General features: G+C 70.2%; 24 protein-coding genes. 16 read left to right on the forward strand and 8 right to left on the reverse strand.

Annotated elements, in window-relative coordinates:
- The first annotated feature begins 7 nt into the window (after positions 1-7).
- From CGZ93_RS07035 to hemB, 4 genes are all read left to right on the forward strand, one after another.
- The gene (locus CGZ93_RS07035; protein ID WP_094363439.1) at positions 8-1267 is read left to right on the forward strand and encodes a glutamyl-tRNA reductase; all 1260 of its coding nucleotides are present in this window, start codon (positions 8-10) and stop codon (positions 1265-1267) included.
- Entirely contained in the window at positions 1264-2229 is a 966-nt protein-coding gene (gene hemC, locus CGZ93_RS07040) for a hydroxymethylbilane synthase (protein ID WP_094363440.1), read from the forward strand. The genes CGZ93_RS07035 and hemC overlap by 4 nt, the downstream gene beginning before the upstream one ends.
- Before the next feature lie 125 nt (positions 2230-2354).
- Positions 2355-3950 carry a bifunctional uroporphyrinogen-III C-methyltransferase/uroporphyrinogen-III synthase gene (locus CGZ93_RS07045; protein WP_094363441.1) on the forward strand — a complete coding sequence of 532 codons (1596 nt, stop codon included), beginning with the start codon at positions 2355-2357 and terminating at the stop codon, positions 3948-3950.
- A gap of 44 nt (positions 3951-3994) precedes the next feature.
- The gene (gene hemB / locus CGZ93_RS07050; protein ID WP_094363442.1) at positions 3995-4969 is read left to right on the forward strand and encodes a porphobilinogen synthase; all 975 of its coding nucleotides are present in this window, start codon (positions 3995-3997) and stop codon (positions 4967-4969) included.
- Positions 4970-5220: 251 nt separating this feature from the next.
- Here the strand turns inward: hemB and CGZ93_RS07055 are convergent, their stop codons facing one another.
- From CGZ93_RS07055 to CGZ93_RS07070, 4 genes are read right to left on the reverse strand one after another with little or no spacing between them, the layout of a single operon-like run.
- Complete coding sequence (locus tag CGZ93_RS07055) at positions 5221-6030, reverse strand: carbohydrate ABC transporter permease (RefSeq protein WP_229117269.1); 810 nt, start codon at positions 6028-6030, stop codon at positions 5221-5223.
- Positions 6030-6956, reverse strand: a complete 927-nt coding sequence (locus tag CGZ93_RS07060; RefSeq protein WP_229117270.1) for a carbohydrate ABC transporter permease — start codon at positions 6954-6956, stop codon at positions 6030-6032. The genes CGZ93_RS07055 and CGZ93_RS07060 overlap by 1 nt, the downstream gene beginning before the upstream one ends.
- Positions 6953-8230 carry an ABC transporter substrate-binding protein gene (locus tag CGZ93_RS07065; RefSeq protein ID WP_094363443.1) on the reverse strand — a complete coding sequence of 426 codons (1278 nt, stop codon included), beginning with the start codon at positions 8228-8230 and terminating at the stop codon, positions 6953-6955. Before CGZ93_RS07065 ends, CGZ93_RS07060 begins: the two co-directional genes overlap by 4 nt.
- Before the next feature lie 42 nt (positions 8231-8272).
- Positions 8273-9205 carry a TauD/TfdA dioxygenase family protein gene (locus tag CGZ93_RS07070; protein WP_094363444.1) on the reverse strand — a complete coding sequence of 311 codons (933 nt, stop codon included), beginning with the start codon at positions 9203-9205 and terminating at the stop codon, positions 8273-8275.
- A gap of 309 nt (positions 9206-9514) precedes the next feature.
- Between CGZ93_RS07070 and CGZ93_RS07075 the strand changes: the two genes are divergently transcribed.
- Positions 9515-9718 (forward strand): (2Fe-2S)-binding protein, encoded by a 204-nt coding sequence (locus CGZ93_RS07075; RefSeq protein ID WP_141211120.1) that lies wholly within the window; start codon positions 9515-9517, stop codon positions 9716-9718.
- Entirely contained in the window at positions 9705-10190 is a 486-nt protein-coding gene (gene bfr, locus CGZ93_RS07080; protein ID WP_094363446.1) for a bacterioferritin, read from the forward strand. Before CGZ93_RS07075 ends, bfr begins: the two co-directional genes overlap by 14 nt.
- 26 nt (positions 10191-10216) lie before the next feature.
- On the opposite strand, the gene CGZ93_RS07085 is transcribed toward bfr, so the two are convergent.
- Positions 10217-10525, reverse strand: coding sequence for a hypothetical protein (locus CGZ93_RS07085; RefSeq protein WP_094363447.1), 309 nt, complete (start codon positions 10523-10525; stop codon positions 10217-10219).
- Positions 10526-10628: 103 nt separating this feature from the next.
- Between CGZ93_RS07085 and hemL the strand changes: the two genes are divergently transcribed.
- The 8 genes from hemL to CGZ93_RS07125 are packed head-to-tail and all read left to right on the forward strand — an operon-like array spanning position 10629 to position 18234.
- On the forward strand, positions 10629-11942 hold the full coding sequence (gene hemL, locus CGZ93_RS07090; RefSeq protein WP_094363448.1) for a glutamate-1-semialdehyde 2,1-aminomutase: 1314 nt from the start codon (positions 10629-10631) through the stop codon (positions 11940-11942).
- A gap of 45 nt (positions 11943-11987) precedes the next feature.
- The gene (locus CGZ93_RS07095) at positions 11988-12644 is read left to right on the forward strand and encodes a histidine phosphatase family protein (protein WP_094363449.1); all 657 of its coding nucleotides are present in this window, start codon (positions 11988-11990) and stop codon (positions 12642-12644) included.
- Positions 12645-12647: 3 nt separating this feature from the next.
- Positions 12648-13241: a TlpA family protein disulfide reductase gene (locus tag CGZ93_RS07100; protein ID WP_094363450.1), complete on the forward strand. Its 594-nt coding sequence runs from the start codon at positions 12648-12650 to the stop codon at positions 13239-13241.
- A gap of 8 nt (positions 13242-13249) precedes the next feature.
- The gene (locus tag CGZ93_RS07105; protein ID WP_094363492.1) at positions 13250-14014 is read left to right on the forward strand and encodes a cytochrome c biogenesis CcdA family protein; all 765 of its coding nucleotides are present in this window, start codon (positions 13250-13252) and stop codon (positions 14012-14014) included.
- A 33-nt stretch (positions 14015-14047) separates the two neighbouring features.
- Positions 14048-15538, forward strand: coding sequence for a cytochrome c biogenesis protein ResB (gene resB / locus CGZ93_RS07110; protein WP_229117272.1), 1491 nt, complete (start codon positions 14048-14050; stop codon positions 15536-15538).
- Positions 15539-15559: 21 nt separating this feature from the next.
- Complete coding sequence (ccsB, locus tag CGZ93_RS07115; RefSeq protein ID WP_094363451.1) at positions 15560-16543, forward strand: c-type cytochrome biogenesis protein CcsB; 984 nt, start codon at positions 15560-15562, stop codon at positions 16541-16543.
- Positions 16540-17793, forward strand: a complete 1254-nt coding sequence (locus CGZ93_RS07120) for a multidrug effflux MFS transporter (protein WP_229117273.1) — start codon at positions 16540-16542, stop codon at positions 17791-17793. Before ccsB ends, CGZ93_RS07120 begins: the two co-directional genes overlap by 4 nt.
- Positions 17794-17820: 27 nt before the next feature.
- A complete protein-coding gene (locus tag CGZ93_RS07125) occupies positions 17821-18234 on the forward strand; it encodes a hypothetical protein (RefSeq protein WP_094363452.1) in 414 nt (137 codons plus the stop codon).
- On the opposite strand, the gene CGZ93_RS07130 is transcribed toward CGZ93_RS07125, so the two are convergent.
- Both CGZ93_RS07130 and CGZ93_RS07135 read right to left on the reverse strand, forming a co-directional pair.
- The gene (locus CGZ93_RS07130) at positions 18197-19003 is read right to left on the reverse strand and encodes an SDR family NAD(P)-dependent oxidoreductase (RefSeq protein ID WP_094363453.1); all 807 of its coding nucleotides are present in this window, start codon (positions 19001-19003) and stop codon (positions 18197-18199) included. The genes CGZ93_RS07125 and CGZ93_RS07130 overlap by 38 nt on opposite strands.
- Positions 19004-19013: 10 nt before the next feature.
- Positions 19014-19307: a YciI family protein gene (locus CGZ93_RS07135; RefSeq protein ID WP_094363454.1), complete on the reverse strand. Its 294-nt coding sequence runs from the start codon at positions 19305-19307 to the stop codon at positions 19014-19016.
- Between the two features lie 147 nt (positions 19308-19454).
- Between CGZ93_RS07135 and CGZ93_RS07140 the strand changes: the two genes are divergently transcribed.
- A complete protein-coding gene (locus CGZ93_RS07140) occupies positions 19455-20867 on the forward strand; it encodes a mycothione reductase (protein WP_094363495.1) in 1413 nt (470 codons plus the stop codon).
- A gap of 90 nt (positions 20868-20957) precedes the next feature.
- Positions 20958-22184 carry a glycoside hydrolase family 3 N-terminal domain-containing protein gene (locus CGZ93_RS07145; RefSeq protein WP_094363455.1) on the forward strand — a complete coding sequence of 409 codons (1227 nt, stop codon included), beginning with the start codon at positions 20958-20960 and terminating at the stop codon, positions 22182-22184.
- A 2-nt stretch (positions 22185-22186) separates the two neighbouring features.
- Here CGZ93_RS07145 and CGZ93_RS07150 read toward each other — a convergent pair whose 3' ends face one another.
- Positions 22187-23194, reverse strand: coding sequence for a DUF2510 domain-containing protein (locus CGZ93_RS07150; RefSeq protein ID WP_094363456.1), 1008 nt, complete (start codon positions 23192-23194; stop codon positions 22187-22189).
- Positions 23195-23250 lie beyond the last annotated feature (56 nt).

A 23250-nucleotide genomic window follows, 5' to 3' on the forward strand; every position in this document is an offset into this window, starting at 1 on the left:
ATCCGAGTTGAGCATCCTGGTCGTGAGCCTGTCGCACAAGACGGCCCCGATGGACCTGCTGGGCCGACTGACCCTCGACACCGACTCCGCCGAGGCGCTGGGCCGCGAACTGATCGGCGGTGAGTTCGTCGACGAGGCGGTGGTGCTGTCCACCTGCAACCGGCTCGAGGTGTACGCCTCGGTGTCGCGTTTCCACGGTGCCCTGGCCGACGCCACCAACCAGCTCGCCGCCAGCACCGGGGTCGAGGTGGAACTGGTCCAGGACAACTGCTCGATCTTCTATGACGAGGCCGCCGTCAGCCACTGCTTCTCGGTCGCCTCCGGGCTCGACTCGATGGTCGCCGGGGAGCATCAGATCCTCGGGCAGATGCGGCAGGCGTACGCCTCGGCCCAACGCGGTGGTACCGCCGGGACCGCGCTGAACGCGCTGTTCCAGCAGGGGCTGCGGGTGGCCAAACGGGTGCAGACCGAGACCCGCGCCGGATCGGCCGGCCGCTCGGTGGTCTCGGCCGGACTGGATGAACTGGAGGGCAGCGGGGTCGGCCTCGCCGGCGCCCGGGTGCTCGTGGTGGGTGCCGGGTCGATGGCCGCCCTCGCCGCCCACACCGTCGCCCAGCGCGGCGCCCGCGTGGTCTGCGTGAACCGGACCCTCGCCCGCGCCGAGAAGCTCGCCGAGGCCGTCGGCGGCCACGCCCGTCCGCTGACCGAACTGGACGCGGCGATCGCCGACACCGACGTGCTGATCACCTGTACCGGGGCCCGCGGCCTGCGGATCACCCCCGGCCAGCTGATCGCCGGGGCGGTCCGCGGGGTGCTCGACCTGGCCCTGCCGGCCGACGTCGACCCCGCCGTCGGCGAACTGCCCGAGGTGGCCCTGGTCAGCCTGGAGACCCTCGCCCAGAGCCCCTCCGCCGGGACCGACCTGGCCGACGCCGAGGCGCTGGTGCTCGGCGAGGTCGGCGACTTCCTCGGCCTGCGCCGGGCCGCCGCCGTCGCCCCGACCGTGGTCGCGCTGCGCAGCATGGCCACCGAGGTGATGCAGACCGAGCTGGCCCGCCTGGACGCCCGGATGCCCGGGCTGGGGGAGAAGGAGCGCCACGAGATCGAGCAGACGGTACGCCGGGTGGTGGAGAAGCTGCTGCACCAGCCGACGGTGCGGGTCAAGGAACTCGCCGCACTGCCCGACTCGCCGGACTATGCCGCCGCGCTGCGCGAACTGTTCGCCCTGGACGCCGCGATGGTCGACATCGTGAGCCAGCCTCGATGAGCGGGGCTGCTGCGGGCGTCGTCCGGATCGGTGCCCGCCGCTCCCCGCTCGCGGTGGCCCAGGCCGAATGGGTGGGCGAGCGGCTGCGCGCCCTCGGCACCGAGGTCGAGCTGATCGGGATCGACACCCGCGGCGATGTGGACCGTCGGCACCTCACCGAGATTGGTGGTACCGGGGTGTTCGCCGTGGCGGTCCGCGACGCGGTGCGCTCCGGTGCGGTCGATGTCGCGGTGCACTCGATGAAGGACCTGCCGACCGCTCCCGCCCCCGGGCTGGTGATCGCCGCGGTCCCGCCGCGGGAGGACCCGCGCGACGTGCTGGTCGGGCACCGGCTGGCCGAACTCGCCGACGGCATGGTGATCGGCACGGGCTCCCCGCGACGGCAGGCGCAACTGCAGGCGTACGCCGGGGCGCGCGGGCTGCAGCTGGAGTTCCGCCCGATCCGCGGCAACGTCGGCACCCGGCTGGAGCTGGTCAGCAGCGGCACGGTCGATGCCACCGTGCTCGCCGCGGCCGGCCTGCGCCGGCTGGGGTTGGTCGATTCCCTGCCCACCCACGAATTCCTCGAGCTCGACGTGCTCGCCCCGGCCGCCGCCCAGGGCGCGCTGGCGGTCGAGATCGCCGCGGCCGCCCGGCCGGGCGTACCGGAGCTCATCGCCCGGCTGGACGACGCCGAGACCCGGTTGGCGGTCGATGTCGAACGCGCGTTCCTGCGCGAACTGGAGGCCGGTTGCCTGGCCCCGGTTGGGGTGCTGGTGCGGCGCACCCCGTCCGCCGACGGGTCGGCGGATTTGACCTTTTCGGCAGTTATTGGGAGAACCTTAGTGAGCACTTCCGCAGGGCCGACTTCCGACGACGTGGTACGCCTCGAGCGCACCCTCGGCGGTGGACCGTTCTCGGGGGAGCAGGGCGTCGAATTCGGCCGAGAGTTGGCCAAAGCGGCGCTTGCGCGCTTGACTTGAGGTCCACCCACAACACAGATCGCGAGTTGATCACGTTGAGCACAGCTGGGGTTCGCAAGAGGTCTGCGCGCGCGTCGACCAACGGGGCTGCGGCCGCGGCCGCGGCCACTCCGCCGGCGCCGGCCGTGCGCGGTCGAGTCATCTTCGTCGGTACCGGTCCCGGCGACCCCGATCTGCTCACCCTCGGCGCGGTCGCCGCGATCGGTGAGGCGAGCGCGGTGCTGCTCGACACCGAGCTGATGCAGGGACTGTTCGAGCACCCGTCGGTGAAGGTGGCCGAGGGCGTACCCGTCAGCGTGCTGCCGCACCAGCCCTCCGGCAAGATGCTGCCGCCCGCCCAGCGCGCCAAGCAGGTGCTGAAGCTTGCCGCCGGCGGCGGCCGCGTGGTGCGGCTGGTCGCCGGCGACCCGTTCCTGGACGGTCAGGTGGCCGACGAGGCCGCCGCCTGCGTCCGTGGCGGCATCGACTTCGAGGTGGTGCCCGGGGTGTCCGCGATGACCGCGGTCCCCGAATATGCCGGAATCCCGCTGCACAACGCCGGCGGCACCCACTTCGTCTCCACCGGTGACCGGGTGAGCAAGGCCCAGTCCGCGCAGTGGGCGGCCACCGGGACACTGGTCGTCTCCACCCTGGCCGGGCTGCTCTCCGACGTCGTCGCGGCCGTGCTGGCGACCGGACGCAGCGAGACCGACGGGTGCCTGATCACCTTCTATGGCGGTTCCACCGAGCAGCGCACCGTCGCGACCCCGCTGGCCGGGTTGGCCGAGGCGGTGACCGACCCGCAGGTGCGGCAACTGGATCCCGAGGAGCCGGTACATCTGATGGTCGGCCCCGCGGTCGAGCTGCGCGAGGACCTGTCCTGGTATGAGACGAAGCCGCTGTTCGGCTGGCGGGTGCTGGTGCCGCGGACCAAGGACCAGGCCGGCCCGATGACCAACCGGCTGCGTTCCTACGGCGCGCACAGCGAGGAGGTGCCCACCATCTCGGTGGAGCCGCCGCGCAGCCCGCAGCAGATGGAGAAGGCCGTCCGCGGCCTGGTCGAGGGGCGCTATGAGTGGGTCGCGTTCACCTCGGTGAACGCGGTCAAGGCGGTCCGCGAGCGGCTCGAGGACTACGGGCTGGACGCCCGCGCGCTGTCCGGGTTGAAGGTGGCCGCCGTCGGCAAGGTGACCGCCGGCGCTCTGCAGGCGTGGGGGATCGAGCCCGACCTGGTGCCGGCCGGCGAACAGTCGGCGGCCGGGCTGGCCGCCGAGTGGCCGCCCTATGACGAGCTGCTCGACCCGATCAACCGGGTGTTCCTGCCGCGCGCCGACATCGCCACCGAGACCCTGTCCGCCGGGCTCGCGACCCTCGGCTGGGAGGTCGAGGACGTCACCGCCTATCGCACCGTCCGCGCGGCCCCGCCGCCCGCCGAGGTGCGCGAGGCGATCAAGACCGGGCGGTTCGACGCGGTCGTGTTCACCTCCTCCTCGACGGTGCGCAACCTGGTCGGGATCGCCGGCAAGCCGCACGCCGGCACCGTGATCGCGGTGATCGGCCCGGCCACCGCGCGGACCTGTGAGGAGCATGGGCTGCGGGTCGACGTGATGGCGCCGAACCCGGGCGCGCTGGAGCTGGCCGACTCGCTCGCCAACTTCGCTGCCGAGCGGCGCGACCAGCTGACCGCGGCAGGTGAGACCGTCAGCAAGCCGTCGGAGCGCAAGCCCGCCCGTCGCCGATGAAGAGGCGCGGCCGATGACGAGGCGCCGATGAGGAGGCGCAGCCGATGACCGCGCGCTATCCGGTGTCGCGGCCGCGGCGGCTGCGGTCGCTGCCGGTGCTGCGGTCGATGATCGCCGAGACCTCGGTGCAGCCGCGCCAGCTGGTGCTCCCGGCGTTCGTCGCCGAGGGGCTGAGCGAGCCTCGTGCGATCTCCTCGATGCCCGGGGTGGTTCAGCACACCATCGACTCGCTGCGGCGGACCGCGGTCGAGTGTGCCGACGCCGGCCTGGCCGGGATCATGCTGTTCGGGCTGCCGGAAGAGAAGGACGCAAGCGGGTCGGGGGCGCTGGACCCCGACGGCATCCTCGCCGTCGCGCTGCGCGAGGTGCGCGCCGAGGTGGGTGACGAGCTGCTGGTGATGAGCGACGTCTGCCTCGACGAGTTCACCGACCACGGGCACTGCGGGGTGCTCACCGACTCCGGGCTGGTCGACAACGACGCGACCCTGCGGGCGTACGCCGAGATGGCCGTGCTGCACGCCGAGGCCGGGGCCCACGTGGTCGGGCCGAGCGGGATGATGGACGGTCAGGTCGGGGTGATCCGGACCGCGCTCGATGCGGTCGGGCACAGCGACACGGTGATCCTGGCGTACGCCGCGAAATATGCCTCGGCGTTCTATGGGCCGTTCCGTGAGGCGGTGAACTCCTCGCTGAGTGGTGACCGGCGGACGTACCAGCAGGACCCGGCCAACCTGCGCGACGCGCTGCGCGAGATCGAGCTCGACGTGGCCGAGGGGGCGGACATCATCATGGTGAAGCCGGCCCTGGCCTACCTCGACGTGATCGCCGCGGCCCGCGCACACACCGACCTGCCGGTGGCGGCGTACAACATCTCCGGCGAGTACGCCATGGTCGAGGCCGCCGCCGCCAACGGCTGGATCGACCGGGAGCGCGCGATCTCCGAGACCCTCACCTCGATCCGCCGCGCCGGCGCCGACATCATCCTCAGCTACTGGGCCCTCGAACACGCCCGCCGCTGACCCACGGGGCCTCGGGACGAACCACCCACCCGGCATAACCACTGACAAACTTCTCCCCCCGCCGACCTCCGACTTTGTCAGTTGTTATGCCCTCCGTGAGGGGCTCCGCCCCCCACAACGCCCGATGCCCTCAGCGGCGTACGCCCGTTCTCCCCGCGGCACCCCGCGAAATCTCTTTGGCGGTTTTCCCCTGTCTGACCAGGCGGGAGGGGAGGGTTGACAAGGGGATAACAACTGACAAAGTCGGGTTGCTACTTGCCGGTGCCGGCGGTCATCCCTTCGATGAAGTAGCGCTGCAGGAAGACGTACGCCACCACCAGCGGGAGGGAGGCGACGACGACCCCGGAGAACAGCAGCGGATAGTTGGTCAGGAACTCGCCCTGAAAGCCGAGCAGGGCCAGCGGCAGCGTCTTCTTCTCCGGCGACTGGATGAACAGCAGCGGGTACAGCAGATCGTTCCAGTGCATCACGAACAGGAAGATCGCCGTGGCCGCCAGCGAGGGCAGCGACAGCGGCAGCACCACCGAGCGGAACACCCGCAGGTCACCGGCCCCGTCGATCGCCGCGGCCTCGAACAGCTCACCGGGCAGGCTGCGCATGAACCCGGTCAGGATGAACACCGCCACCGGCAGCGTGACCACGACGTTGATCAGCACCAGCCCGAACCGGCTGTCCAGCAGCCCGAGCACCTCGAACAGCACCCGTTGCGGGATCATGTTCGCCTGCGCCGGCACCGCCATGCCGAGGATCAGCAGGGCGTACACGGCGGTCCCCAGCCACCCGCGGACGCGCGCCAGGGCGTACGCCGCCAGGCTGGCGATGACCAGGGTGGCGAGCACCGAACTGACCGTGATCACGGTGCTGTTGAACAGCGCCTGGCCGAGCCCGCCGCTGCCCAGCACCGTCGCATAACCGTCCAGCTGCGGGGTGAGGGTGGGTGCGAACGGGTGCTCGAACATCTCCTGCTGGGTCTTCACCGACCCGAACAGCACCACCGCCAACGGCACCACGATGATCAGCGTGTAGACCAGCAGCAGGGTCCGGCGACCGAGTGTCAGCATCAGCCCCGCCCCTCCCGGCCCAGCGCGGCCAGTCCGCGGCGCTGCAGCACCGTGATCAGCGCGATCAGCAGCATGAACACCAGCGATTCGGCGGCGGCGTACCCGTATTGGGAGTTGGCGTAACTGGTGTAGATCCGCGTCGACAGGATGTCCAGCGACTGCTTCGGCGGGATCCCGGACATGCCGAGGATCAGGTCGAAGGCCTTGAACGACTGGATGGTGGTGTACGCCACCACGATGGTCAGCGAGGGCACGATCTGCGGCACGGTGATGTGCCGGAACCGGCTGAGCGCGCCCGCCCCGTCGATCGCCGCGGCCTCGTAGAACTCCTTGGGCACCTGCTGCAGACCGGCCACGAAGACGACCATCATCTGCCCGATGTGCGCCCAGCACTGCGCCAGCGCCACCCAGTAGATCGCCACGGCGTCGTTGCCGAGATAGTTCACCGCCGGGTCCGCCACGTTGAGCCCGAACAGACGCGGAACGGCGGCGAGCCCGCCGAGCACCCCGTTGGCCAGCCCGAAGCTGGGGTCGTAGACGAACTTCCAGATGAACGCGACCGACACCGAGGAGAGGATCGTCGGAAAGAAGTACAGCGCCCGCAGCAGCACCGACACCCGGGTGTTGCGCAGCAGCGCCAACGCCAGCACCAGCGACATCAGCGTCTGCAGCAGCACCACCACGAGCAGGAATTTGAGGTTGTTGATCAGCGCGTTGCGGAACAGGCTGTCACCGGTCAGCACCCGGGTGAAGTTGTCCGCGCCGACGTCGTTGAAGTCCGCCGAATAGCCGTCCCAGTCGGTGACGGCATATTGCAGCGCCTGCAGGGTGGGGATGGCGAAGAAAAAGACGAACAGCGCCATCGCCGGCACCCAGAACAGGTGGATCGTCCACCGCGGATCGGCGGGGGAGCGGCGTCGGCTCACCTGATCTTCTCGGCGACGACCTGTTGCGCCTTCTCCGCGGCCTGCTCGGGCGAGGTGCCGCCGACCACCGAGATGCACGCCCCCTCGAGCGCGTTGCGCACGTCCAGGTTGAGGAACTGGAAGCGCGGCGCCAGCATCGTCTTCTTCTGCAGCCACGGGGCGAGCTGCTTGAGGTCGGCGTTCTGATAGTCGACCCCCTTCACGGTGACGTGCTGCACCGTCGCGTTGGCATACGTCGTCGCATTCGCTTTGTCGGAAAGGAATGCGAGCCACGCCTTGGCCGCCGGTTGCACGGCCGAGCCGGTGTTCAGCCCGAGGATGAAGGTGGCGTTGTAGGTGCCCTGATATTTCGCCTTGCCCTTGGTGGTGGTGATCGGGGCGAGCACGTCGACCGGGAACTTGCCGCCCATCGAGCGCACGGAGGCGATCTGATAGCTGCCGGTGGCCAGCATCGCGGCCCTGCCGGAACTGAACAGCTGCTGGGCGGCCTCGGCGCCGGTACCGGTGGCGTTGGGCTGGAAGTACGGCCGCAGCTGGGCGTATTGCCGCAGGGTCTGCACGAACCAGGGGTCGGTGGCCTTCAGCTTGCCGGCCTCGACCTGGGCGCAGGCGTCGTCACTGGGCTGGTTGTTCATCACCATCGAGTTGAACAGCTGGCCGGCGTTGCCGATGTCGGCGCCGGGCCAGGCAATCGGGGTGAAGCCGGCGCCCTTCAGCTTCTCCAACATGGAAAGGAATCCGTCCCAGTCACCGGGGGCCTCGCTGAGCCCGGCCTTCTGCAGCGCCTCGAGGTTGACCACCGGCATCGGGAAGACAACCTGATAGGGCAGGCCCCACTGCTTGCCGTCCTTGCGGCCGGCCTCGATCAGCGCGGGCTCGTAGTTCTGCACCACGTCCTGCCCGGTCAGGTCGGCGTACACCCCCGCCTTGACGAACTGCTCGAACTGGGCGCCGCGGAAGGTGGGGAACACGTCGCCGATTTTGCTGCCACGCAAGCGATTCAGCGCCTGGGACTGATAGTCGTTGGACGGGGTGATGTCCTGAGCGACCGTTACGCCGGGGGTGGCGGCGGCGAACGCGTTGCCGAGCTGGTCGAAGGTGGCCCGGTCCTCGGCCCGCCAGTGTGCGAACGACACCTTGCCCTCGGGCTTGCCGGTGGCGGCGGGCTGGCCGCCGCCCTTGGGCGCGGTCGATCCGGGTCCGGCGCAGGCGGCCAGCGCCCCGGCTCCGGCGGCAGCGGCCACGGCGAGGAAGGATCGGCGGTGCAGGGTCATGGTTCGGGCTCCTGGATCGGGCTGGGTCGACTGGGACAAGTATCACGCAGCGTTGACGAAGGCGGCAGAGCTGCCCACGCGCGGCACGGATCGGCGGCCGTCGACGCTGACCGGCACCTCTCCGGCCACCGTCATCCGGCGCAGCACCCGGTCGGCGTCCCCATAGTCGGCGACCCCGTAGTGCTGGGTGGCGCGGTTGTCCCAGATCGCCACGTCACCGGGCGACCAGTCCCAGCGCACGGTGTTCTCCAGCCGGGACACGTGCCGTTGCAGCAGCGCGATCAGCGCATCGGAGTCGACCCGGGAGACCCCGAGCAGGTGGCTGGCGAACGCGCCGAGCAGCAGGCTGCGCTCGCCGGTCTCGGGGTGCACGTGCACCACCGGGTGCTCGGTCTCGAACCGGCTGGAGTTGAACGTGTCCTGGTACGCCCGGCTGCGCGCGTCGGTGGGCGGGTCGGCGACCTGGCCGCGGAACTGGGCATAGTCGTGCTGGTTGGTGTGCACCGCCCAGAGTCGATCGGCCATCGCCTGCAGACCCGGGTTCAGACGCTTGTACGCCTCCACCGCATTTGCCCAGGTGGTCGTCCCACCGTAGGGCGGAAGTACCAGCGGGCGGAGCACACTGATCGCGGGCACCCGGTCGAGGAAGGTGATGTCGGTGTGCCACGCGTTCGCCTTGCTGTCGCGGGCGTCCAGAGTGAGGGCCCCGTGATCGTCGAGGCCGCCGACGGTCGGGTGCGACCGGGTGAGCTGGCCGAGCCGACCGGTGAAGGCGCGGTGGCTCTCGTCGTCGAGCTGCTGCCCCCGGAAGAACAGCACCCGGTGCTCGAGCAGGGCGGCGCGGATGGCGGCCACGGTCGGCTCGGGCAGGTCCCCGCTGAGGCCTACGCCCTCGACGAGCGCGCCGAGACTCTCCGACACCTTGCGTACGCGCACGTCGGTCTGCGGGGGGTTCGTCACTGAAGCCGCTGTCATGGATATTCCTCATCCCTATTGGTCGATAGGCAATGCGAATATAGGGCGGGGGCATTCGCCCGCCAAGTGTGGCTCACCCCTTGGACGCACTTTGTCAGTTGTCATGCGGACTTCCTCCCGCTCTCCCCGCGGCGCCCGCCCCAATCCCTTTAGCGGTTTTACCCGGTCCGGAGCCCCGGGGGCGTGGGTGCGCGAGCCCTCACGCGGGGCATGACACTGACAAAGTTGGGGGGGATGGGGGCGTGGGAAACGAAACAATCTGTAGCGAGGGGTTCACAAGTCCGAGTCGGTCAGGTTAGCCTTACCTGCATGATCGTCTGTCACTGTGAAGTGGTGAGCGACCGCGAGGTAGCGGCCAGCTGTCACCGTGGTGCGCAGACGGTGGAGCAGGTCGGGATGATGACCGAGGCCGGTACCGGCTGCGGCGGCTGTCACGAGTCCATCCGGGCGATCCTCGAGCGCTATTGTGGCCCCCAGGACCACAGCCTCGAGGAGACCGATGAAGCCGCGTAGCCCCCGCGTAGTAGAGCTGCTGAACGCAGCGCTGACCACCGAACTCACCGCGATCAACTCCTATTTCCTGACCGCGCGCATCCTCGACAATCGCGGATTCGGCAAGCTGGGCAAGGTCTTCTATGAGCTGTCCATCGGCGAGATGAAGGACGCGGACGCGCTGATCGAGCGCATCCTGCTGTTCGACGGGCACCCCAACCTGCAGAAGCTCGACCCGCTCCAGGTGGGCGAGGAGCCCAAGGAGATGCTCGAACTCTCCCGAGACTGGGAATACAAGGCGGTCGACCAGTTCAACGACGCCGCCAACGAGTGCCACGAGCTCGGCGACCACGCCAGCGCCGCCGTCTTCGAGGAGATGGCCCGCGACGAGGAGGGGCACGCCGACTGGTTCGAGGGCCAGCTGGACGCCATCGCGCGGGTGGGCATCGAGAACTACCTGGCCCAGCAGGTGCCCGTCGGCGAGGCCCCCTGAGCCTCCCGGAGCAGCGGGGCAGGGTTTCAACTCAGCTCCACCCGGGCGTACCCGGCGAGGATCCGCTGCAGCAGGTCTCCGTCGTCGAGCACCAGCTTGTCCAGCTCCCGCCAGCGCTGGTCATAGAGGGTGACGTCCGACCACGTGTTGTCGGTGATCTCGATCCTGCTGCCGTTGGCGCTCACGTTCCACCGATTGGTACGCCGCGGGAACTCCCGCTCACTGACCAGCAGCTCGCGCCAGCGCCCGGCCACGACCGTGCGCCGGTCGAGCACGACCAGCCCGCGCTCATGGTGGCGTACCCCGATCCGGCGACGCCGCCCGAAGGCCTGCATGGATCAGCATGATCAGGGCACCGACCACGCCGATGGCCAACCCGGCGATCAGGCCGGTTCCCGGGTGGCGGGGCGCGTTGGTGCCGGCCGATAGGATGCGTGGGTGCAGACGACCCGATCCGCCGACCTGTTCGAACGCGCCCAGCGAGTGATCCCCGGAGGGGTGAACTCACCGGTCCGGGCCTTCCAGTCGGTGGGTGGTACGCCGCGGTTCATCCAGCGCGCCTCGGGGCCCCACCTCTATGACGCCGACGGCAACCAGTACGTCGACCTGGTCTGCTCCTGGGGGCCGATGCTGCTGGGTCACGCCCACCCGTCGGTGCTCGCCGCCGTCGGCAAGGTGGCGGTCGACGGCACCTCCTTCGGCGCGCCGACCGAGGCCGAGGTCGAGCTGGCCGAGGAGATCATCGGGCGTACGCCGGTCGAGGAGGTACGCCTGGTCAGCTCGGGCACCGAGGCGACGATGAGCGTGCTCCGCCTGGCCCGTGGGATCACCGGCCGGGACAAGATCGTGAAGTTCGCCGGCTGCTATCACGGCCACGTCGACGCGCTGCTGGTCGCCGCCGGCTCGGGGGCGGCCACCCTCGGCCTGCCCGGCAGCCCCGGGGTCACCGCGGCGACCACCGCCGACACCCTGGTCTGCGAATACAACGATCGCGAGGCGGTACGCCGGTTCTTCGCCGAGCACGGCGACCAGATCGCCTGCGTGATCACCGAGGCCGCCGCCGGCAACATGGGCGTGGTCCCCCCGGCGGTCGGCGATGACGGGCAGAACTTCAACGCCTTCCTGCGCGACATCTGCCACGCCAACGGTGCCCTGTTCGTCTCCGATGAGGTGATGACCGGGTTCCGGGTGTCCCGCTCGGGCCAGTTCGGCCTCGACGGCGTACGCCCCGACCTGATGACCTTCGGCAAGGTGATGGGCGGCGGCTTCCCGGCCGCGGCGTTCGGCGGACGCGCCGAGCTGATGCAGCGACTCGCCCCGGCCGGTGACGTCTATCAGGCCGGCACCCTGTCCGGAAACCCGGTCGCCGTGGCCGCCGGGTTGACCACCCTGCGGTTGGCGACCGACGAGGTGTACGCCCACGTCGACGCCACCTCGGCGGCGCTGCAGGCGGAGGTCACCAACGCCTTGTCCGCGTTCGGCGTACCCCACGTGATCCAGGCCGCCGGCAACCTGTTCAGCGTCTTCTTCACCCCCGACGAGTCGGTCACAGCGGTCCCGAACTATGCCACCGCCAAGACCCAGCGCACCGACCGGTTCGCCGCCTTCTTCCACGCCATGCTGGACGCGGGGGTCTATCTGCCGCCCAGCGCCTACGAGGGGTGGTTCCTGTCACACACCCACGACGATGCGGCGCTGACGCGTATCGTTGAGGCATTGCCCAGGGCCGCCGCGGCGGCCTCCCGCGCCTGACCCCGCCCGACCACCGCCGACCAGAACTCCAGGAGCTCCCGCACCATGTCGAAGGCCATCGTCCACCTGCTGCGCCACGGGCAGGTCGACAACCCGAACGGCGTCCTCTATGAACGGCTGCCGGATTTCCACCTCTCCGACATCGGGCGCCAGATGGCCCAACGGATGGCCTCGCACACCGCCGAGTTCGACCTGGTGCACCTGCGCGTGTCGCCGCTGGAGCGGGCCCGGGAGACGCTGGCCCCGATCGCCGAGCTGCACGGGATCGAACCGGTGCTCGACGAGCGGGTGATCGAGGCCGGCAACAAGCTCGCCGGGCGGGTGTTCACCGGCAAGCTGACCCAGCTGCTGCAGCCGAGCGTGCTGCGCCGGCTCTACAACCCGCTGCGCCCGAGTTGGGGTGAGGCGTACAAGGACATCGTCAAGCGGATGCGGCTGGCGATCGCCGACGCCGCCCAGGCCGCCGAGGGGCGCGAGGCGCTGATCGTGTCGCACCAGCTGCCGATCTGGATGGCCCGGCTCGACGCCGAGGGCCGCTCTCTGGTGCACGACCCGCGCAAACGCCAGTGCACCCTGGCCAGCCTGACCTCGTTCACCGTGGTCGACGGACGGGTCACCCGGGTGGACTATGCCGAGCCGTGCATCGATCTGGTCCCGGTCAAGGACACCCGGCGTTCGAAGAAGTTCGTCGCGGGGGCCTGAGGGGTGGCTTCGACTCACTGGTGGCGTCCACTCCGGCGCAGCGCTCTCGCGGCGACCGCGCTGGCGCTGGCGCTGAGCGGCTGCGCGGGGGCGAATCCGGTGTCCTCAGGTGGGGGCGGTTCGGGCTTCGTGGCCGGCAGCACCGGGCTGACCAGGGTCCCGGTCGACCAGCGCAAGCCCGCCCCGACCGCCACCGGTACCGGGCTGGAGGGTGAGCAGCTGACCACCGCCCACTCCGGCAAGGTGGTGGTGATCAACGTCTGGGGTTCCTGGTGCGCGCCGTGTCGCAAGGAGGCGCCCGATCTGGTCGCGGCCTACCAGCAGACCAAGGACACCGCGGTCTTCCTCGGCATCGACACCCGCGACCCCGACCCGGCCCCCGCGCAGGCCTTCGTCCGCACCTTCGGCATCCCCTACCCCTCGATCTACGACCCCGAGGGCCGCACCCTGCTGCAGTTCTCCGGTGAGCTGCCGCCCTCGGGCATCCCCAGCACCCTGGTCATCGACCCGCAGGGCCGGGTGGCGGCTCGGGTGATCGGCACGGTCGACACCACCACCCTGGTCGGGCTGGTCAACGACACCGCGGCGGGGAAGTGAACGGCGCCATGCTGCCGTTCGAGATCGGTGACTGGGCCGCCAACGCGGCCGGCGGGACACTGCTGCTGGCCGTCCCGGTGGCGGTCCTCGCCGGGCTGGTCTCGTTCTTCTCCCCGTGCGTGCTGCCGCTGCTGCCGGGTTACCTGTCGTACGCCACCGGGCTGAGCGCCGCCGACGTGATCGAAGAGCGCGGCAGCCGGCACCGGATGCTGCTCGGCAGCCTGGGTTTCGTGCTCGGCTTCGCGCTCTTCTTCGTCGCCACCGGGGCGCTGCTCGGCGGCCTGGGCACGCTACTGTTGAGCTATGCCCGCCCGCTGACGATCGTGCTCGGGGTGCTGGCGATCCTGCTCGGGTTGATCTTCGCCGGCGTGGTACCGCTGGGGCAGCGGGAGCTGCGGATCCACCGGATGCCGAAGGTGGGGGTCGCCTTCTCCCCGGTGCTCGGACTGCTCTTCGGTCTCGGCTGGACGCCCTGCATCGGGCCGACGCTGTCGGTGGTGCTGACCCTGGCGCTGAACGAGGGTTCCGCGGTCCGCGGCGCGCTGCTCTCCCTGGCGTACGCCCTGGGGCTCGGCATCCCGTTCGTGCTGGCCGCGATCGCGTTCACCCGGATGAAGCCGGTGGTGGCCTTCGTCCGCCGGCATCAGCTCGCGCTGCTGCGTCTCGGCGGGGCCATGATGGTGCTGGTCGGGATCCTGCTGATCACCGGTTGGTGGGACGCGCTGATGGGCGTGGTCCGGCAGTGGGCCCTGAGTTTCGGAACGGTGATCTGATTGGCCGAACGTGGCGCGGGAACCCTTACCCCGTTGGAATTCCTGCGGTTCTGCTGGACCCAGCTGACCTCGATGCGGACCGCGTTGACGCTGCTGTTCGTCGGCGCGCTCGCCGCGATCCCCGGCGGTCTGCTGCCGCAGCGGCCCACCTCGCCGCTGAAGGTCAAGGCGTACCTCGATGAGAACCCGAAGGTCGGCGCGATCTATGACAAGCTCGGTTTCTTCGACGCCTACACCTCACCCTGGTTCTCGGCGATCTATCTGCTGCTGTTGGTGTCCCTGGTCGGTTGCATCATTCCGCGGATCATGACCTATGCCAGAGCGGTCCGGGCGAAGCCGGTGCCGACACCGCGGAACCTGACCCGGCTGCCCGCCTCCACCATCGTCCCCGCCGGTGCGGATCCGCTGGATCGGGCCGAGGAATTCCTGCGGGGCAAGAGATTCCGGATCCGGCGCGACGACGCCGACGCCAGCATCTCCGCCGAACGCGGTTACCTGCGGGAGTTTGGCAATCTGGTCTTCCACACCTCGCTGGTCTTCATCCTGCTCGGTATCGCGGTCGGGGTGCTCTTCGGCTATCGCGGCACCTCGACGGTGCTGGTCGGCAGCGGCTTCTCCAACAACCTCAGCCAGTACGACGACATCCGCTCCGGGGCGGCCTTCACCGACCAGGACCTGCCACCGTTCTCGGTGCTGATCGACCGGTTCGACGTGCGCTTCGAGACCGGGCCGGTGAACACCGGCCAGCCGACCGATTTCACCGCCCTGGTGCGCGTTGTCGACAGCCCCGGCGCGGCACCGCGGAATGCGGTGATCAAGGTGAACCAGCCGATCGATGTCGCCGGCGCCGAGGTGCACCTGCTCGGCCACGGCTACGCACCCAAGGTCACCGTCCGCGACGGCCAGGGCAACGTGGCCTGGTCGGGTCCGGTGATCTTCCTGCCCCAGGACGGCACCTTCTACTCGATCGGCGTGGTCAAGGCGCCCGACGCCCGGCCCGAGCGGCTCGCCTTCGAGGGCATCTTCGTGCCCACCGCGCCCGTCGACTCGGCGATGCCACGCTCGTTGTTCCCCGACGCCTACAACCCGGCGCTGTTCCTGAACGCCTGGGTCGGGCCGCCGCGGGTCGAGGACGGCGTACCGGAGAACGTCTACTCCCTCGACAAGCGCGGAATGACCCAGCTCACCCGGCCGAACGGCGACCTGCTGCGCCAGCGGCTCAGACAGGGCGAGACCTGGACGCTGCCCGAGGGCCGCGGCTCGATCAGCTTCGACGGCTACCAGCGCTGGGTCACCCTGCAGGTCTCGAGCACTCCCGGGATGTGGCTCACCCTCACCTCGGTGATGATCGGCGTCGCGGGGCTGTGTCTGTCGCTGTTCGTCCGGCCACGCCGGCTCTGGATCCGGGTACGCCCGGACGGGACCGCCGAGGTCGCCGGCCTGGACCGGGCCGATGCCCGGACCGGGCTGGAGGACGATGTCCTCGGACTGGCCGATGCGGTCGAAGACGGCAAGACGGATTAGATTGGCGGCTGGGAGGACGCAATGGACTACAGCAACTATTCGATGCTGGCGATGGTCACCGCCGCGGTGGTCTACCTGCTGGCGGTGTTCGCACACGCCGCGGAGTGGGCCTCGGCGAAGAACGCGAGCGCCCCGGTGGTGCGCCGCCGACGGCTCCGGGACCGGGTGCTCGTCGGGGCCGGCGCCGCCGGCGCCGACACCGAGGCTCCGCAGGACCCGCCACCGGCCGAGCAGGGCGAGTCGGAGAAGGACCGGCTGCGGACCGACAAGTTCGGCCGGATCGGGATCGCGCTCACCGTGGTCGCACTGATCTGCAACGTGATCGGGGTGGTGCTCCGCGGGCTGGCGGCCGACCGGCTGCCGTGGGGCAACATGTACGAGTTCTCCACCACCTCGATGATCTTCGCGGTGACCGCGTACCTGGTCGCCGCCACCCGCTTCACCATGCGCTGGCTCGGGCTGCCGGTGACCATGTTCGCGACCATCGCGCTCGGCCTGGCGGTCACCGTCTTCTACGTCGACATCGGCCCGCTGCAACCCTCGCTGCACTCGATCTGGTTCGCCTTCCACATCCTCGCCGCGACCATCGCCGGGGCCGCGTTCACCGTCGGCGGTGCTGCCTCGGTGCTCTATCTGATCCGCTCCCGAGCCGAGCAGCGCAACGAGGTGATCCGCGGCTACCTGGCCAAGCTGCCGAGCGCGGAGAAGATCGACACGGTGGCGTACTCCCTGCTCGCCTTCGCCTTCCCGCTGTTCACCTTCGTGATCTGTGCGGGCGCCATCTGGGCCCAGTACGCCTGGGGCCGCTACTGGGGTTGGGATCCCAAGGAGACCTGGTCGCTGGTCACCTGGGTGATCTACGCCTGCTATCTGCACGCCCGCTCGACCGCCGGCTGGAAGGGCAAGCGGGCCGCGATCATCGCGATCATCGGGATGGTCTCGTTCTGGTGGAACTTCGTCGGGATCAACCTGCTGGTCTCTGGCCTGCACTCCTACGCGAAGTGAGCGCGGCGCCCGGCCCGGGCGATGAAGAGACGCACGACGAGGGCGAGCGCCGTTCCGAGCACCCAGGTCTGCGGGTCACGCTGATCCTGGCCCTGCTGTCGATGTTCGGCCCGTTCACCACCGACACCATCTTCCCCGCGTTCCAGAGCATGGGCGTGCAGTTCCAGGTGGACGCCGCCGCGATGCAGCAGGTGACCAGCGTCTACATGCTTGCCTTCGCCGGGATGAGCCTGTTCCACGGGCCGCTGTCCGACGCGCTCGGCCGCCGCCCGGTGATCATCGCCTCGACCGCGGTCTTCGCGCTGGCCTCCGTCGGCTGTGCGCTGGCGCCCAGCCTGCCGGTGCTGCTGTTCTTCCGCGCTATCCAGGGCCTGTGCGCCGGCGGTGGCACGATCGTCGCCCGAGCGGTGATCCCGGATCTGATGACCGGGCCCGCGGCCCAGCGGGCAATGGGGCAGGTGCAGATGATCTTCGGGTTGGCCCCGGCGGCAGCCCCGATCCTGGGCGGCTGGCTGCTCAAGCTCGGGCCGTGGCCGGTCATCTTCTGGTTCCTCGCCGTCTATGGCGTGGTGTGCCTGATCAGCGCCGCCTCCCTCCCCGAATCCCACCCGCGCGAACGGCGTACGCCCCTGCACCCGACCCGGGTGCTGAAGTCGCTGTCCGGCGTGCTCACCAGCCTCAGCTTCCTGCGGATGGCGCTGGCCGCCGGGCTGGGCTTCGGTGGGGTGTTCACGTACATCGGCGGGGCGCCGCTGTTCGTGGTGAACCTGCTCGGCAAGGGGGAGCGGGACTTCTGGATCCTGTTCGTTCCGCTGATCATCGGCATCATCTCCGGCTCCTGGACCTCCGGTCGGCTGGCCGCCCACTGGAGCCGGGACAAGGTGATCAGCCTCGGTTTCGTGGTCGCCCTGATCGGTGCCCTGCTGAATGTGCTGCAGGCCGCGCTGCACGCCCCGCCGCTGCCGTTCGCCGTGCTCGGGATCGGGGTGATGTCGTTCGGGATGATGATGCAGCTGCCCGCGATCCAGCTCCGGATGATGGACCACTTCCCCGACCGGCGCGGCGCGGTCGCCTCCGGTTCCGGCTTCCTGCAACTGCTGCTCGGGGCCGCGGTGACCGCCTTCGTCGCCCCGCACGTGGCCGGTTCGCTGCTGCAGTTCGCGATCGGTTCGCTGTGCGTGTTCGCGGCCGGCGGGCTGTTCTGGTGCTGGCACCTGATCAGCGTGCGCAGCAGCGGAACACACCCCTGACCGGTACGCGCCGCGGGACAATGGGGCGTGAGCATGATCGTCAAGCAACCGCTGACCGGACCGGCCACCTGGCGCGGCGCTGACCTGGCCGGGGTCACCGACTGGCTGCACGTGCTCAGCGCCGACGAGCTCGACGAGCTCGACCGGGCCCTCGCCCACGTCCGCGACGCCGGGCGTACGCCGCCCCGGCTGACCCGCGACGACTTCCCCCTGCCCACCCTCTCGAGCCGCCTGCAGGCGTACGCCGACGAACTCGAGAACGGGCGCGGCTTCGCGGTGCTGCGCGGACTGCCCGTCGACCGCTATCCGGATACCGACCTGGCTGAAGATGCCGAACGCCCGCACCTTGGCGCCGGAGTTTCCCGGCCGCAACGGGTTCCCGATCCCGGCGCTCGTCTGAGCCTCAGCGCCGCCGGCGCGGCTGGGCGTACAGCTTGCTGATCGGCAGCACGATCCGCACCGGCAGCATCTGCGACAGCTTGGCCAGCACCGCGTTGGCGCCGCCGTCGACCACGCTCGGCTGGTTGCGATAGAGCGCGCGGAAGGTGGACTGCACCACCTGCTCGGGGGTACGCCGCCAGGTCATCGCGTCGGGCTCGCCGGTGTTGACGAAGAAGTCGGTGTCGGTCGGGCCGGGGCACACCGCGACCACGCGGACACCGGTCCCGGCCGTCTCGGACCACAACGCCTGGCTCAGGCTCAGCAGATACGACTTCGTGGCGGCGTACACCGCCATCGACGGGATCGGTTGGTACGCCGCAGCACTCGCCACGTTGACCACCGCGCCGTAGCCGCGCTCCAACATCCCGGGCAGCAGGTGCCGCGCCAGGTGGGTCGGGGCCACGCAGTTCAGCTCGACCTCGCGGGTGACCCGGTCGGTGTCGTGCTCGACGAAGCGGCCGGCGCTGCCGAAGCCGGCGTTGTTCACCAGCACGCTGATCGGGGTGCCCAGGTCGTCGACCTCCTTGAGCAGCCGGATCCGGGCGGCGGCGGCGGTCAGGTCGGCGGGCAGCACGCTGACCCGGCGCCCGTGCCGCTCGCGCAGCCGCTTGGCCTGCGCGTCCAGCGTCTCTTTGCGGCGGGCAGTGAGCAGCAGGTCCATCCCGCTGCGGGCCAGGAAATCGGCGAATTGGGCGCCGAGCCCGGCGGAGGCCCCGGTCACCAGGGCGGTACCACGCAACGGAAAGGACGTCCCCGAAACAACGCTCATGGGCGCCACCCTAGTGGGACGTGAGCTGCTCCGAGGCCGGGCCGAGCACCGGGCGCCACTCGACGATCCGCATCGCCGTCACGACGTTCTCGGTGCGGAACGGGTCGTCGGCCAGCGCCCGGTCCAGCGCCTCGGGGGAGTCGGCGCGGAACAGCAGCAAGGCACCCGGGTCCTCGTGCGGGGCGTAGGAGCCGGCGGCGAGCAGCTCGGGCAGCTCGGCCAGGAACTCCCGGTGCGCCGGACGGACCCGGTCCCGCTCCGCGGCGTCGTCGATGTAGGTGTAGTGCACGGCGTAGGTCGGCATGGCGCCAACAATAGATCCCCGAGCCTGGTCACCGATTGCCACTCAACCGCGGAAACCACCCGAATCCGGCCCCCTCAGCCGGATGAGTGGCAGTCGGTGACCATCCGCCGGCGAGCCCGACCGCAATGGCAGGATGGGTCCATGGATCTGCCCCACTTCGACCTGTGCGTGATCGGCTCCGGGTCCGGGAACTCCCTGCTCGACGAACGGTTCAACCACCTCAAGGTCGCCCTGGTCGACGCGGGGGTGCAGGGCCACTTCGGCGGTACCTGCCTCAACGTCGGCTGCATCCCGACCAAGATGTTCGTCCGCCCGGCCGACCTGGCGTACGCCCACGTGGAGGCCGAGCGGCTCGGCGTACGCCTGGCCCCGGGCAGCGCGGACTGGCCGAAGATCCGCGATCGCGTGTTCGGGCGGATCGACGCGATCTCCAGCGCCGGACGGGACTGGCGGATCCGCAACGAGCACATCACCCTGCTCGAGGGTGAGAGCCGCTTCGTCGACGAGCGCACCCTCGGCGTGGCGGGCGGCAAGATCACCGCCGACCGGTACGTCCTGGCGGCCGGTTCGCGCCCGCACGCGCTCGAGGTGCCCGGCGCCGACCAGGTGACGGTGCACACCTCCGACACGATCATGCGGCTGGACACCCTGCCGCGCACCATGGTGATCATCGGCGGCGGGTTCATCGCCGCCGAGTTCGCCCACGTGTTCGCCTCCTTCGGGGTGAAGGTGACCATCGTGAACCGCTCCAACGCGCTCCTGCGCCAGGAGGACGAGGAGGTGTCCCAGCGGTTCACCAGGCTGATGTCCAAACGCATCCCGGTCCGCCTGGGCCAGCACCTGACCCGCCTCGAGCCCGACGAGGGCGGCGTACTGGTGGTGGCCAGCGACGCCGAGGCCATCGAATACGAATACGGCGCCGAGGTGGTGCTGAACGCGACCGGGCGGATCCCGAACAGCGACCGGCTGAACCTGTCCGCGACCGGGGTCGAGGTGACCGAGGGCGGCTATGTCAAGGTCGACGAATATCAGCGCACCACCGCCGACGGCATCTTCGCCCTCGGCGACGTCTGTTCGCCGTGGCAGCTCAAGCACGTCGCCAACCACGAGACCCGCGTCGTCCAGCACAACCTGTTGCACCCCGACGACCTGATCCCCGCCAACCACGACGCCATCCCGCACGCGGTGTTCTCCCACCCGCAGGTGGCCGCCGTCGGCGCCACCGAGCAGCAGCTGCGCGAGCAGGGACGGGACTACGTCAAGGCGGTGCAGGACTACGGTTCGGTCGCCTACGGCTGGGCGATGGAGGACCGCGACGGGTTCTGCAAGCTGCTCGCCTGCCCGCACACCGGCAAGCTGCTCGGCGCCCACCTGATCGGCGAACAGGCGTCCACGCTGATCCAACCGCTGATCCAGGCGATGAGCACCGGCCTGACCGCCCGCGAGATGGCCCGTGGTCAGTACTGGATCCACCCCGCGCTCACCGAGGTGGTCGAGAACGCGCTGCTGTCCCTGCCGCTGGAGGGTTACGAGCGCGAGCCCGACCCGGTCGACGAGTGAGGCCCGGTCGACGAGTGAGGCCCGGTCGACGAGTGAGGCCCGGTCGACGAGTGAGGCCCGGCCACGGGATAGCTCGTTAGGGTGGCTCCCATGCAGCGCCCAGGAACCAGTCTGCTGTTGCTCGTTCTGGCCGTGACCTCCTGCGGTACGCCGCCGAGTTCCGGCCCGGCGGCCGGCGGCCCGGCGTCCACCATGACCGCGGCCCCGGCGGCCTCGTCAACCGCGCCACCCGGCCAGCCGCCGAGCCAGAGCCCGACCGTGGCCGCGTGCACCGACCTGGCCCGTTCCCTGACCCAGCCCGAGCAGGTGGGCCAGCTGTTCATGGTCGGCAAGGGCGCCAACGCACCGGTCGACGAGGAGTTCCGGACGATTCTCCGGGAGACCCACACCGGCAGCGTGCTGCTGCTGGAGAACACCTCTGCCGGCCAGGCCGGCGTGAAGCGGTTGACCGACCAGGTCCGTTCCGCCGCGGTCGCGCCGAAGGGCGTACGCCCCCTGCTCGCCGCCGATCAGGAGGGCGGCCAGGTGCAGCGGCTGAAGGGCGCTGGTTTCGACACGATCCCCTCGGCCACCGAGCAGGCCAAACTGCCCAACGACGAGCTGGAACGCCGCGCCCGCGGCTGGGCAGAACAGCTCCGCGCCGCCGGCATCGAGGTCGACCTGGCTCCGGTGACCGACACCGTGCCGAGCGAGGTCGGCACCGCCAACCAGCCGATCGGCGCCCTGCGTCGCGGCTATGGCAGCGACCCGAAGGTGATCGAGGAGAAGTCCTCGGCGTTCGCCCGCGGGATGACCGCGGCCGGCGTGTCGACCAGCGTCAAGCACTTCCCCAACCTTGGGCGGGTCCGCGGCAACACCGATCTGCAGGCGGGCGTCGCAGATACCCAGACGACGCGTACCGACGCCACCCTCGGCCCGTTCCGCTCGGGAATCGCCGCCGGCGCCGACCTGGTGATGGTGTCCACCGCGATCTATTCGAAGATCGACCCGGGCAGGCAGGCCACCTTCTCGAAGGTGATCGTCACCGAGATGATCCGCGGCGACCTCGGCTTCACCGGCGTAGTGATCTCCGACGACCTGGGCGCGGCCAAGCAGGTCGCTCAGGTCAGCCCCGGCGACCGCGCGGTGCGCTTCGTGGAGGCCGGCGGAGACGTGGTGATCAACGGCGACCCGGCGATCCAGCGACAGATGGTGACCGCGGTACGCCAGCGCGCCGAGCGCGACCCGGCCTTCGCCCAGCGGGTCACCGAGAGCGCCGGCCGGGTGGTCTCCTGGAAGGCGCGGCACGGCGCCGCCCCCTGTACGCCGAACCGCTGAGCTCAGCCGTCGACGCGCAGCCCGGCCATCGCCTGCCGGGCCGGCGCCTCCCACTGCGGGCTGGTGTCGGGGATCGAGGCGTAGTAGATGCTGGAGGTGTTCTCGCTGGTCTGCACGATCAGCACGATCGCCAACTCGCCCTTGGTCTTCAGGTTGGGGATGTTGAAGGTGAGGTGCGACTCGACCAGCCACGCCTCCTTGCCCTGCACGGTGGTGGCCCGGTTCACCCGGTCCTGACGATCCACCTTCGCGTCGCCATAGAAGGCGCCGACGATGCACTTCACCACGATCTCGGAGCCGGCCTGCGGGGTATAGAACCCGTCCCCGGCGTGCAACTCGGCGACCAGCACCGAGGCCACCCAGGACTGACCGGGCCCGTACTGCTCGACCAGGATGTTCTGGTGCCACGCGTTGCGCCCGAACGGCACCCGGCTCTCCGGCGTGGGCTCGGCCCACGGCGGCGGCAGCATGGCATAGGAGAGCTTGCCGCCATAGACCCGCCCGTCCCGGGTGGCGTTGGCCCGGGTGGGGGCGATGCTCTCGGGGTTGGGGCAGACCGCACGGGTGGAGCGGCCGCCGGGGTTGTTGGCGACGTCGGTACCGCCCCCCATGCCGCGGACCACCAGGGCCGCCACCACGACGATCACGATCAGACCGGCGATCGCGGCGATCCACAGGCCGATCCCACCGCGGTTGCGTTGTGGCTGGGGCGTTGGTGGTACGCCCGGCCCGAACCGACCCTGGCCGTGCTGATTGCCCCCGTACTGATTCCCGCCGTACTGATTGCCCCCGTACTGGCCGCCGCCGAGCGGCTGGGTGCCAGCGCCGCCGCCGACCGGTTGCGCACCCTGCCCACCGACCGGTTGCGTACCCGGTTGCCCGCCGAGCGATCCGTGCGGCGGGGCGGCCTCGGGGGTGGGGGACAGCGCCGCGGACCACGCCTGCCCGTCCCAGTACCGGTACATGCCGGCCTGCTTGCCCGGATCCGGGTACCACCCTGCGCTGCTCACGGCTCCAAGTCTAGGCAGAACGGGCCAACCAACGACCGCGCGCGACCCCTAGGGGG

Origin of the sequence: Enemella dayhoffiae (assembly GCF_002250625.1) — a bacterium.
GTDB lineage: Bacteria > Actinomycetota > Actinomycetes > Propionibacteriales > Propionibacteriaceae > Enemella > Enemella dayhoffiae.